This window comes from Bacillus sp. FSL W8-0223, from assembly GCF_038006805.1.
In the GTDB taxonomy this organism is placed as follows: Bacteria; Bacillota; Bacilli; order Bacillales; family DSM-4216; genus Bacillus_O; species Bacillus_O smithii.
Window position 1 is genome coordinate 596,996 of the sequence record NZ_JBBOVX010000001.1, and the last position, 12,294, is coordinate 609,289.

Genomic DNA, 12,294 nt, shown 5'->3' on the forward strand with positions numbered 1-12,294 from the left:
AAACCTTTTGATAGTTTTGCGAAGATGTGCAAGACAAGGATTACATCACTGTCATACATACACTGACTGATCCTTTTCGAGCACTTGCCAACAAGAAGTTTTTTGGATTGGGGCATTTTGAAAAATCAATGAAGAAAAGGTTGGCATTTTCCACCTAATTATATCGGGCAATGTCTAACTATGTGCGAAAGTTGAGTATAAAAATGAATAACCAGAGGTGAGTAGAATGGATTTTAATTTCATTCAATGTATAGTCATAGTCGCTGTCGGTGCGTTAGGTTCTATTCTTGTAAATCGCGGAGTAGCGGTGTTTAATGACGGGTTGCGTCCTATCATGCCTGAATACCTTGAAAATCGAATGACAAGAGGAGAACTGGCTGCAACTAGTTTTGCATTGAGTTTTGGATTAATAGTCGGCTTCGGCATCCCTCTTTCTATAGGAGCTACTATTATTATTGGCCATAGTATTTTATTAGCGTGCGACATAATTGGCATTTGGACTCCGGATAATAAAATAGGAATGGTTACAGCCGGAGTTCTCGGTGCTGTTTATAGTATAGGAATAGTGTTAGGTTTGCAATTTGTAGTAGATTTATTTAACATGCTTCCAGTAAATTTCATAGATTCTTTAAGTCTTATTGGTAATCCGATTATTATTGCATTTACAGTATTTCCTGCTATTGCCATTGGGTATCAGCACGGTTTAAAAAAAGCTGCTGTCACGGCGATTGTCACTTTAGCCTCCTTTTTGTTATTCGAAAAGTTTGGAACATTTAAAGTCGCAGGATACGATATTTCCCTTAGCCCGGAAGGAATGGCGTTATTAATAGGAATGTTAATGATGGTTTATTATGCCTCTAGAGTTAAAGGAGGAGAGGATACTACAAATGCCGATTTAGTTAATATTTTTAATGAACGTGTAAATCGAATTAAGAAGAATCGTTGGTTATTAGCTTTAATGGGTGGACTTGTTTCTTTAACATCTTCCATGTTGATTTTAGCAGTTGATGCAATGCCTCAAGCATTGATTAATAAAGGTCTTTATACAGAGGCAGCCATTGCTACATTTGCACGTGCGATCGGATTTATTCCTTTAGTTTTTTCAACTGCTATTGTAACGGGGGTTTATGGTTTAGCTGGTACGACATTAGTATTTGCAGTCGGTCTTATTTTCAGAGATATACCGATTTTAGCATTTGTGTTGGGTGCTTTAGTCATGTACTTGGAGGTCATATCATTATCAGCAGTCTCAAAAAGTATGGATAAATTACCTGGCATACGAGAGATGGGAGAGCATATTCGAACTTCATTGGCAGATGTTCTCGGAATTGCTATATTAATCGGCAGTGCAATGGCAGCGGAAAAAATTGCTCCAGGAATCGGGTTCTTTTGGGTCATTGGATTTTATTTAATCAACCGAATGGCATCAAAACCGTTGGTTGAATTGGCTGTTGGGCCAATAGCGGTCATATTATTAGGGATCATCGTTAATCTACTTTACGCAGTTGGTTTATGGCAGGTTAGTTAAATACAATGGCATCTCTCCAATCTCTTTTTTGATGGATTGGAGGGATGTTCACTTGAAATCATTAAAAAAGGGGAAAGTATCAAATGTTGAAAAACGGAATTACCTATATGCATGAGCATACAACCATTGACCTTTCTGAAGTAAAAAATAATGAGGATTGCAGGTTGGATGTATTTCCTGAAACCGTTAGAGAATTTAAAAAATTATACGAAAAAGGTGTACGTAATATTATTGATGTAACCAATATCGGAATGGGAAGAAGCATTGCATACGTCCAAAAGGTTGCGGAAGAAAGCGGAATTAATATTATTTACTCAACTGGTTTCTATCAAGATTCTTTTTACCCGATTCAGGTTTTTCAGGAAATAAAAGAAAAGCTGGCAGAAAGAATGATAAAGGAAATTGTTGAAGGAATAAAAGGAACAGATGCGAAAGCTGAAATAATTGGCGAAATTGGAACAAGTTATAACAAATGGACAGAAGCAGAGAAAAAAGTGTTTGAAGCAGTTGTCATCGCGCATAAGGAAACGAAAAAACCAATTTCTACACATACTTCTATCGGAACGTTAGGACATGAACAAGTGGAATTCTTTAAAAAGCATGGAGTAGATTTAAATCGAGTGGTAATAGGACATGTTGATTTAACAGGAGACGCCGATTATGTATTAAAAATGCTAAGAGAAGGAGTATATGTAGAATTTGACACAATAGGAAAAGAAAGTTACATGCCGGATCGCGTTCGAGCAGAAATGTTGAAAAAAATACAGGATAAAGGGTATATCGACAAAGTTCTATTATCTATGGATATTACGAGAAAATCACATCTCGAATATAAAGGTGGATTAGGGTATTCCTATTTACTGGACACATTTGTTCCCCTTTTGCAATCTTATGGGATTACAAGTGAATCAATCGATAAAATGTTGATTCATAACCCACGTGCTTTTATGGAAGGGTAAGGTGAATGATTATGGAAACTTATCCGCTAAAGAGTATTTCTATTGAAGAAGCTAAGCGCAGACAGTTTAAGCTCGTTGATGTCATTACAAGGCATTTTCGCGGAGATGAAATGATTTCGCTTGGTGATCTAGGTGTTGTAAGAGGCATTAATAAACCAAAATTTACAAAAAAAGTAGAAGAAACATTAGCTGACTTCTTTCGTGTAGAGAAGGCATTATTGGTGCGCGGCGCTGGAACAGGTGCATTGAGGTTTGGTTTTATGAGTTTTTTGCAGCCGGGTGATCAGCTCCTTGTACATGATGCACCTATATATCCAACAAGCAAAACAACTTTAGAATCAATGGGGATACTGCCTATATATGCGGATTTTCACAATCATGAAGAAATCAAAAATGCAATTAGGCAAAATCCTAAACTAAAAGGCGCATTGATTCAGCATACTAGGCAAAAAATTGATGATCATTATGATTTGGCTGAAACAATAAAAATAATACGTTCCGCTGATCCTGCTCTAATTATAATAACTGATGATAATTATGCTGCAATGAAAGTCGAAAATATTGGGGTGCAAGTCGGGGCGGATTTGTCCACCTTCTCAATGTTCAAATTATTAGGTCCAGAAGGTGTTGGAATCGTTTTAGGCAATAAAGATTTAATCAAGAAAATAGAAAAAATGAATTATTCCGGGGGATGCCAAGTTCAAGGTTACGAAGCTTTGGAAGCATTAAGAGGCCTTATATATGCTCCCGTTATGTTGGCTATACAAGCAAGTGTGAATGATCAATTAGTTCATGCCCTTAATAATGGAGCAGTTAAGGGTGTAAGAAGGGCTTATTTGGCCAATGCGCAATCAAAAGTCTTGCTTGTCGAATTTACTGAACCAATTGCAGAAGAAGTACTTTTTCATGCCAATGAATTAGGGGCGGCACCCAATCCGGTGGGCGCCGAATCAAAATACGAAGTTGTGCCAATGTTTTATAGAGTTTCCGGCACTTTTTTATCGTCAGATCCAACATTAGCCAAAAAAATGATACGTATTAATCCGTTAAGAAGCGGCGTGGACACAATTTTAAGAATACTAGAGGAATCCATTCATCGGGCAACCGAAAATCAAAAGCAAATATAGTAAAGGGGGATCAAAATGAATAAAAGAGTCATTATTATCATATTGGACAGCTTAGGTGTCGGTTATATGGAAGATGCCAAAGACTATCATCCTTTAGATGTCGGAGCCAATACTTTTTATCATATTATTGATGCAGTGCCGTCATTGAAAATTCCAAACTTTGAAAGATTGGGCATCAATAAAATTTTACATCATCCGAAATTAAAAAATGTTGATAATATTGCCAGTTACGGTGTTTTGAACCTTATGCATCAAGGAGCAGACAGTTTTGAAGGGCATAATGAAATTATGGGAACAAAACCAAAAAAAGCGTATTTAGCTCCTTTTATTGAAAATATGGATCAAGTAAAACGTGCTTTAGAAAAAGAAGGATATAAAGTAACGATCCCAAATCCTGAATTGCCGTATCTATTAGTCAATGATTTAGTCATCGTCGCTGATAATATCGAAACTGATTACGGCCAAATTTACAATGTAAGTGCTCCACTGGAATATATTCCGTTTGAAGAAGTTTTAAAAATAGGGCAATGTGTGCGCAAAAATGTTAGAGTCAATCGCGTGATTGTCCTTGGTGGCGAAAATGTAACACCCGAACACTTGCAGGAATCAGTAGAAAGACGGGGAGATGGATTAGTAGGGGTGAATTCACCTAAATCAAATGTATACAAACAAGGGTATCAAGTACGTCATTTAGGATTTGGCATTTCTCCTGAATTTCAGTTGCCAACATTAGCCAAAAAAAGTGGAATGGAAGTTTCTCTTATTGGAAAAATGCAGGATGTTATTTATTGTGAAGGCGCCAATAGATTTCCGGGTGTCGATACGGAACAAGTAATGAAGGATATTTTACATGAAATGGACAATGTAAAACATGGAGTAATTGCTGCAACAGTACAAGAAACAGATCTGGCCGGACATGCACAGAATCCAGCCCGTTATGCGGATCGTATTGAAGTGGTCGATAGATATTTACCGGAAATACTGGAGAAAATGACAGAACAGGACCTGCTGATTATGAGTGCGGATCATGGGAATGATCCTACGATTGGCCATAGTCAACATACAAGAGAGAAAACGTATCTGTTAGTTTATCATAAACAAATATCTCCCGTTAGAATTGGAGAAAGAAAGACACTATCAGATATCGCTGCAACTTCTGCAAAGTATCTTGGACTTAATAAAACTGAAAACGGAACTTCATTCCTTCAAATATTGCAAAAAGGGAAAGAGGAGACTGACGGATGTTTTTAGAATCGACAATAAAGCATAACAAAAAATTAATAGAAGCTGCATTAGATTTTCATCAGCAAGGGATCATCTCACCCAATACTTATGTAATAGATCTTGATACAGTAAGGAGGAATGCTAAAGTTTTATCAGAAAAAGCCAAAAAACAGGATATTGAACTATTTTTTATGACAAAACAATTTGGCCGCAATCCGTTGGTGGCGCAAGCTATTGTTGAATCAGGGATTGAAAAGGCAGTCGCCGTAGATCCATGGGAGGCCATGACTCTTAGTAAAAATGGCATTCAGATTGGCCATGTTGGACACCTTGTTCAAATACCTGTTCATATGATACCAACAATATTAAATCTTAATCCTGATTATGTTACAGTTTTTAGTTATGAAAATGCTCAAAATATTAGCAGAATTGCTCAACAGATGAAAAAAAAACAAAAAGTCTTTTTACGCATAGCAAACAAAGACGATTATATATATAAAGGTCAAGAAGGTGGATTCACATTTGAACAGTTAGTGAAAGATATTGAATCTATGGAAAAATTGGAAGGCATTGAAATAGCCGGTTTAACAAGTTTTCCTTGTATATTGATTCAAGATGATGTTCCAACCATTACCCCTAATGTAAAATCCATGCAGACTGCAAAATTGTTTTTAATGAATAGAGGATATGAAAAGCTTGAGATGAATATGCCAAGTGCCACTTCTACCGCAACAATGAAATTATTAAAGGAAAATGGTGCAACGCAAGGAGAACCTGGTCATGCATTAATTGGAACAACACCGTTGCATGCTTCACAAAACTTGGAAGAAAAACCGGCGATGGTATATGTATCGGAAGTATCCCATTTATATAATGATCATGCATATGTTTTTGGCGGCGGATTTTATCCGCGTTCACATATGAAGGAAGCATTAGTTGGAACAAATAGACAAAATCTAAAGCGGGTTCCTACAATTGATAATGTTCCGACTAATATTGATTATTACGGCTCATTGGCGACAGACGGAGTACGAGTGGGCGATACGGTCATATATGCTTTTCGCACACAAGTATTTGTTACAAATGCCCATGTTGCCGTCTTAAAGAATATTTCCGCCAACCCTGAACTTGTAGGAATTTATGATTCTATGGGGAATTTAATCGATTGATCCAATAAAAATGATCATTTTTACTGCAAGGGCATGGTTGTTAATGGAAAATTTGGAGGAGAATCTAAATGTATCGAGCGGTCTTTCTGGATATAGACGGGACAATTTTGAATTCTAAAAATCAGCTTGAAGATGAAACCATAGAATCTATTCATAAAGTGCAAAAGAAAGGGATTATCGTTGGTTTGGCTTCAGGCAGGTCTTTAGAAGCCACAAAAATTTATGGTGATAAATTACAGTGTTCGCTTTATGTTGCTTATAACGGCAGCCTTGTATTTTTAAATAATAAGATCATTCATGATGTAAAAATGTCATCAAAAGTTGCCTATGATCTTTGCAGCCAAACTGATAAACATGGCGGCAAGTATATTCACTTTTCGTACAGTACCTCACGATCCAATCAGCCTTTAAATGAGGAACATTTACTGCCATTTGCAAAAAAGACAAATTTAGAGGATACGGATTGCGAAGCGCACCGATTAACTTTATATATAAATTCTGAACAACGTAAAGTTCTTAAAGAGAAAGTGCTGGAGGATTATGTTTTTGAAGAAGGAGATCGACTCGAAGTATATCCAAAAGGTTCTAAATGGACCGGTATTCAATCTGCCATTCAACAATTGAATATATTGCCTGAAGAAGTGATTGCAATCGGTAATGGGATAAATGATGTCGAAATGTTGGAATCATCTGGATTAGGAATCGCGATGGGAAATGCAACTGATTATGTAAAAAGTAAAGCGAAAATGATTGTTGAAGATAATGATCATTATGGAGTGGCAAGGGCACTAAGTACGATTTTTAAAATATAAAATATTTTGTTCCAGAGTAAAGATTCCCATAATGATTTTGTAGAAAGGTGAAATGACGTGGAAATTATTAAAGTAAAAGATTATGAAGAAATGAGTGAGAAAGCAGCTAATATAGTCATAGAGCATATGAAAAGTTTGAAAAGACCAGTCATTGGTTTTGCAACAGGTTCAACTCCAATTGGTTTATATAATTGTTTGGTCAAAAAATATCAACAAAAGGAAGTTTCATTTAAAAATGCAACTACTTTTAATTTAGATGAATACGTTGGGCTGCCTAAAGAAAATAAGAATAGTTACCACTATTATATGCATGAAAATTTATTCCAACATATTGATATTCAACCGGAAAATTTTCATATTCCTAATGGAATGGCTGAAGATTTGGAACAAGAGTGTATGACTTATGACAGACTAATTTCTAAAAATAACATTGATATACAAATATTAGGACTAGGATTAAACGGCCATATTGGTTTTAATGAGCCAGGGACCAGCTTTAAAAGCAGAACGCATATTGTTAAACTGGATCAATCAACACGGAAAGCAAATGCTAGATTCTTTCAGTCGATTGACGAAGTACCAACGGAAGCAATTACGATGGGAATTGAAACGATCATGGAAAGTAAGAAAATCTTGCTGCTTGTTTCTGGTAAAAAGAAAGCGGACGCCCTTGCAAGGCTATTGGGTAACAGTGATATTTCCGAGGAGTTTCCGGCTTCAATTTTAAGGCAGCATAATGATGTGACAGTGATCGCAGGTGAAGAGGCCTTGAAAAAAATAAATGAATAAAATGAATAATATTTATTGACTATTTTAAGCTCCTTTTTTGCGAAAATAAATTCATTAGGTTGGGTGCCTGCCACGCCCCGAAATTTGTAAAAGATTAATAGAGATGGAGAGTTGCCTTGGCTCTCTGTCTTTGTTGTCTTTTCACCATATTTTGATTGGCATAGAATTCTGACAATGGAACGGTACAAAAGCAATAAGAAAATACCTCTTAATAAACGGTGCCCCTCTCTTTAAAAATGATACAATAAAAAGAAAATTAATAATGATTCGGGGAGGCACATGTTAATGAAATGGTCTGAAGTTCGTCGGCATTTTCCGGAACGTTGTGTCTTAGTGGAAGCATTAAAATCAGAAACAAGAGGAAAGGAAAGAGTCATTGAAGAAATGTCTGTTATTGATGACTTTGAAAATGGGAATGCTGCATGGAAAGTGTATAAAAAACTGCATGCAGAAAACCAAACACGTGAATTATATATTTTTCATACAAAAAATGAAGAAATCAAAGTCATTGAGCAGCCATATATAGGAGTGCGGAGAAAAGTATGAAATTTGAAATGGATGAGCATTTACCTCTCGTTTCTGTAGAGATCGAATACAATGGAAAGAAAAAGACATTTAGTCGTGTCTTGCTGGATACCGGGTGTTCTTCAACCATTTTAGATGCGGATTTATGTGAGGAAATCGGGCTATTGCTCGATGTAGAAAATGCAATTACGCGCAAGATGTACGGAATTGGCGGTACGGAAATCTGTATAGAGCAAAAAGTGAGCGGCTTGACGATAGATAAATTCCAGTTGAATGATTTCACTATACAGCTCGCTGATGTAAGAGGAATGCATGGATTTGACGGGATTATAGGCAATGATTTTTTTCTCATCAATAAATTAATCATCGACTTTGAAAATATGGAAGTTCGAAATAGATAGGCTAGGGCAATCTTCTTTACATCTATCATGATCTGTTATCATCCAAGCCATGCGGAATTATTACATCTCCTATTGCAGCCCCAAAATACACGTTTCTAACGAATATCAACCTTTCCGTTCTTGGTCGGCTCCAGTTTAAACCCTCCAACAATTGAAAATGATCCATAATCCAATCCCTTTTTCTTCAGATAGTCTGAATAACGAAAAGGCGGCTATCTTTTATTAAATGGAACTCAAGAAGTATTTATACTGCTTCAAGACTAGCTGATGATCAAATCATTGCGTGTTAAATCTGCTGCGTAAACTAAAAATTTTTAAAGGCATCTAAATTCTGCAGGTCTGTTGCTTTTTAAAATAAGAAATTATGGAATTGACTCAGTTAATAAAACTGAATCGGGTTTTACATGATGGAAGTTTTAATATTACCAACGGGGGAGAGTATATGGTTTATTTGGGGATATATGTACTCATTTGTACACTAGCGATACTGCTCTTATGTTTGGTTAGTCGGAATAGAGTGACATTTCCGGTATATATAATACCCATCATTTTTTCTCTATTAAGTATTATTGTGATATTAATAAGTTTTATTTGGGGCGGATGGAAAGGATTAGGGTTGGGGGCTATTGGATTAGTCTTACTGCTTGCGTCTATCATATCTTTCATTTTAGCCGCTTTATTGGTGAAAATAAATGAAAGGAAATAAAAGTTCAGTGGATCAGGGACACAGATCTACTGAACTAAGGGATTATAAGCTAGCTTTAGGATGAACTAGCATTGCATCACTTAATTACCTTTATATCAATAATAATCTTTCATCACTATCCAAGCCCTGTAGAGGCCGTTGCGCTTTTGGTGTTGAGGGGAAATGAAGCAGGAAACGGGCTGGTCTCCGTGATTTCCGTTTGCCAAAAAATCAGAAATCTAATCCAACCCTTTTTCGCCTCTTCACCTATTTTAGAGAACGGGAACATGGTCGATTTCAACTGTTTCAGGATACTTGATTCCTTGTCCTGTGTTGAGGCAAACGACTTTTTCATCTTCCGAGATCCACTGCTGTTGGCGTAATTGTTTGGCGGCCGCGAATGTTGCAGCTCCTTCGGGACAAATGAAATTTCCTTCGAGTTCAGCGACCTCTTTTTGTGCTTGTGAAATTTCTGCTTCCGAAACGGCAATGGCACAGCCGTTGGTTTTATATAAACTTTCCAGAATTAAAAAGTCGCCAAGTGGTTTTGGCACGTTAATTCCAAATGCTTTTGTTGAAGCATTTTCCCAAAACTCCGATTCCGTTTTTCTCTCTTTCCATGCTTTCACAATAGGAGCGCAATTGGCGGCCTGGACGGCAACAAGCCTAGGTAGCTTTTCGGCAGAAATCCAGCCTAATTCTATTAATTCCAAAATCGATTTATAAATGCCGATAATTCCTACGCCGCCGCCAGTCGGGTATAAAATAACATCGGGAGCTTCCCAATTCAGCTGTTCAAAAATTTCATACCCCATTGTCTTCTTTCCTTCGATTCGATAAGGCTCTTTTAACGTGGATGCATCGTAAACGCCTTTCTCTTTTACAAGTTGTCCCACTATTTTTCCCGCATCACTGATTAAACCGTCGACTAATCGAAGATCACCGCCAGAGATGTAAACTTCCTTTCTCGTAATGTTCGGAGCGTCCAATGGCATGACGATCGTGGCTTTAATGCCTGCTCTTGCTGAATAAAGAGCCCATGCAGCACCTGCATTTCCATTAGTGGGCATCGCTAATTCTTTGACTCCGAGTTCCTTCGCTTTAGAAACGCCGACGCTTGCTCCTCTCGTTTTAAACGAACCTGTCGAGATAATTCCCTCATCCTTTATGTATAAATGAGGAATCTGAATTTTTTCCCCTAGTCTTTTCATGTGAATAATGGGTGTCATTCCTTCTCCTAATGAAACGACATTTTCTTCATGTTTTACGGGGAGAAGTTCATGATATCGCCATAAACTCATTTCCCGCAGCTGCAAGTCTTCTTTTTTGACGGAAGCTTTCACCTCATTCAATTTATATCGGACCAGCAAGGGCGATCCGCATTTACAAAGCTGTTGAACCGTTTCTGTTGAATAAACTTCATGGCATTTAGGGCATTCAAGATGAGAAACATAACTATACTGCACCATAAAAACCTCCGATTATTTTGGATATTTCTTGATATATAATTAATTACAATAATATAGCTTCTAGTCTATGAATAAGGCGGTGTATAGCAGATGGAATTGCTGCAACTGAAGTATTTTCAAACTGTTGCACGTCTCGAACACATGTCGAAAGCGGCAGAGGAACTGAACATTGTCCAACCTTCCCTTAGCAAGACGATTGCACGGCTGGAAGAAGATCTTGGCGTTCCGCTGTTCGATCGGCAAAACCGTCAAATTAAACTAAATCGATACGGAAAAATATTTTTGGGACGGGTTGAAAGAGCCTTTATGGAATTAAAGGAAGGGAAAAGAGAAATTTTAGAGTTGGCAGAGCGAAATCAACATAAGATCAGCTTGGCTGTATCCATTCCAAGAGTCCTTCCTGATTTATTAGGTTCTTTTTTGAAAAAATATCCTCACGTCCATTTTCAACAATTTGTCCATTCGACATCGTCCATGAAATGTCATCTGAAAAACGGGGAAATCGATTTTTGTATTTCTTCGGTTCCCATTGAAGACCCTGAGATCATCTGGCAGCCCCTTTTCACGGAAGAAATTTTTTTGATTGTCCCGCCTGGACATCGGCTGGAAGGACGAGAAACGATTTATCTTGATGAAGTCAAGGACGAATCTTTTATCAGTATGCATACGGGATATGAAATCCGTAACTTAACCGATGATTTTTGCAGAAAAGCAGGTTTTATGCCACATATTGCTTTTGAAGGGGACGAGCCGGGAGTCATAGGGGATTTAGTGAAACAAGGATTGGGGGTTGCTTTTATTCCGGCCATCTATTGGATTCATCAAAAGAAACCTACATTGAATCGATTACGAATCTTAGAACCAACATGCCAACGAACGATTGGTTTAGGCTGGTCCAAAAGACGCTATTTTTCGGAAACAGCTCGTCAGTTTCATCAATTTATCTTCGAGTATTTCTCGAACATTTCTTCACGTTTGAAAGAGATGCCATAGTGTCAAAATGAATGTTCAAGGACCGTTACTGCCAAAAGCATATTTGAGAGTCAAAATCAACGGACTTGCTGGTGATGGCTAGTCGATCTCAATGGAAGAAAGAATCAAAAGACTAAATCAGTACCTAATGGGTTGGTGCGGATACTTTTCACTAGCTGACACTCCTACTGTCTTTAAGAATCTTGATAAATGGATAAGAAGAAGGCTCCGAATGATTATCTGGAAACAGTGGAAGAAGCCGAAAACGAAAATAAAGAAACTTATACAACTCGGAGTTCAACCATATAAAGCATATGAATGGGGAAATTCGAGGAAATCATATTGGAGAATCTCTAAAAGTCCCATATTACACCAAACCCTTGGCAACTCTTATTGGAGTAGCCAAGGGCTGAAAAGCCTGTACAGTAAATATGGCGAAAAGCGTCATTAATTTGATTGAACCGCCGTATACCGAACGGTACGTACGGTGATGTGAGAGGACGGAGGTTCACCACCTCCTACTACTTGATTTATGAACGCCTCCCATTTTCTTCAAATCCTCTGAAGGTGAAGCTGTCAAACGATTTTCCATATGAGGATCTACTCACCCGATATGACTCTATTGCAAGAAAAC

The 12,294-nt window shown here is 37.5% G+C and carries 12 protein-coding genes and 1 pseudogene; 12 read left to right on the plus strand and 1 reads right to left on the minus strand.

Features of this window, described 5'->3' with window-relative positions:
- Positions 1 to 226: 226 nt before the first annotated feature.
- The 10 genes from NST81_RS03170 to NST81_RS17600 all read left to right on the plus strand — a co-directional run bounded on the left by NST81_RS03170 (position 227) and on the right by NST81_RS17600 (position 9,240).
- A complete protein-coding gene (locus NST81_RS03170; RefSeq protein ID WP_327825118.1) occupies positions 227 to 1,528 on the plus strand; it encodes a YhfT family protein in 1,302 nt (433 codons plus the stop codon).
- 83 nt (positions 1,529 to 1,611) lie between these two features.
- Positions 1,612 to 2,487: a phosphotriesterase family protein gene (locus NST81_RS03175; protein ID WP_327825117.1), complete on the plus strand. Its 876-nt coding sequence runs from the start codon at positions 1,612 to 1,614 to the stop codon at positions 2,485 to 2,487.
- Between the two features lie 5 nt (positions 2,488 to 2,492).
- Positions 2,493 to 3,614, plus strand: coding sequence for an aminotransferase class V-fold PLP-dependent enzyme (locus NST81_RS03180; protein ID WP_341028351.1), 1,122 nt, complete (start codon positions 2,493 to 2,495; stop codon positions 3,612 to 3,614).
- A 15-nt stretch (positions 3,615 to 3,629) separates the two neighbouring features.
- Positions 3,630 to 4,865: a phosphopentomutase gene (locus NST81_RS03185; protein ID WP_327825115.1), complete on the plus strand. Its 1,236-nt coding sequence runs from the start codon at positions 3,630 to 3,632 to the stop codon at positions 4,863 to 4,865.
- Positions 4,856 to 6,007 carry a YhfX family PLP-dependent enzyme gene (locus tag NST81_RS03190; protein WP_327825114.1) on the plus strand — a complete coding sequence of 384 codons (1,152 nt, stop codon included), beginning with the start codon at positions 4,856 to 4,858 and terminating at the stop codon, positions 6,005 to 6,007. Before NST81_RS03185 ends, NST81_RS03190 begins: the two co-directional genes overlap by 10 nt.
- A 68-nt stretch (positions 6,008 to 6,075) precedes the next feature.
- Positions 6,076 to 6,819 carry an HAD family hydrolase gene (locus NST81_RS03195; RefSeq protein WP_341028355.1) on the plus strand — a complete coding sequence of 248 codons (744 nt, stop codon included), beginning with the start codon at positions 6,076 to 6,078 and terminating at the stop codon, positions 6,817 to 6,819.
- A gap of 57 nt (positions 6,820 to 6,876) precedes the next feature.
- Positions 6,877 to 7,608: a glucosamine-6-phosphate deaminase gene (nagB, locus tag NST81_RS03200; RefSeq protein WP_327825112.1), complete on the plus strand. Its 732-nt coding sequence runs from the start codon at positions 6,877 to 6,879 to the stop codon at positions 7,606 to 7,608.
- A 285-nt stretch (positions 7,609 to 7,893) separates the two neighbouring features.
- Positions 7,894 to 8,154: a hypothetical protein gene (locus NST81_RS03205; protein WP_341028357.1), complete on the plus strand. Its 261-nt coding sequence runs from the start codon at positions 7,894 to 7,896 to the stop codon at positions 8,152 to 8,154.
- Positions 8,151 to 8,534, plus strand: a complete 384-nt coding sequence (locus tag NST81_RS03210) for a retropepsin-like aspartic protease (RefSeq protein WP_327825110.1) — start codon at positions 8,151 to 8,153, stop codon at positions 8,532 to 8,534. The genes NST81_RS03205 and NST81_RS03210 overlap by 4 nt, the downstream gene beginning before the upstream one ends.
- 442 nt (positions 8,535 to 8,976) lie before the next feature.
- Positions 8,977 to 9,240 (plus strand): YesK family protein, encoded by a 264-nt coding sequence (locus tag NST81_RS17600; RefSeq protein WP_445662320.1) that lies wholly within the window; start codon positions 8,977 to 8,979, stop codon positions 9,238 to 9,240.
- A 251-nt stretch (positions 9,241 to 9,491) separates the two neighbouring features.
- Here NST81_RS17600 and NST81_RS03215 read toward each other — a convergent pair whose 3' ends face one another.
- A complete protein-coding gene (locus NST81_RS03215; protein ID WP_341028360.1) occupies positions 9,492 to 10,685 on the minus strand; it encodes a threonine synthase in 1,194 nt (397 codons plus the stop codon).
- 93 nt (positions 10,686 to 10,778) lie between these two features.
- Here NST81_RS03215 and NST81_RS03220 point away from each other — a divergent pair, with 93 nt between their 5' ends.
- Positions 10,779 to 11,681, plus strand: coding sequence for a LysR family transcriptional regulator (locus NST81_RS03220; RefSeq protein WP_341028363.1), 903 nt, complete (start codon positions 10,779 to 10,781; stop codon positions 11,679 to 11,681).
- Between the two features lie 91 nt (positions 11,682 to 11,772).
- A pseudogene (locus NST81_RS03225) lies at positions 11,773 to 12,111 on the plus strand (group II intron maturase-specific domain-containing protein); the annotation flags it as partial.
- Positions 12,112 to 12,294 lie beyond the last annotated feature (183 nt).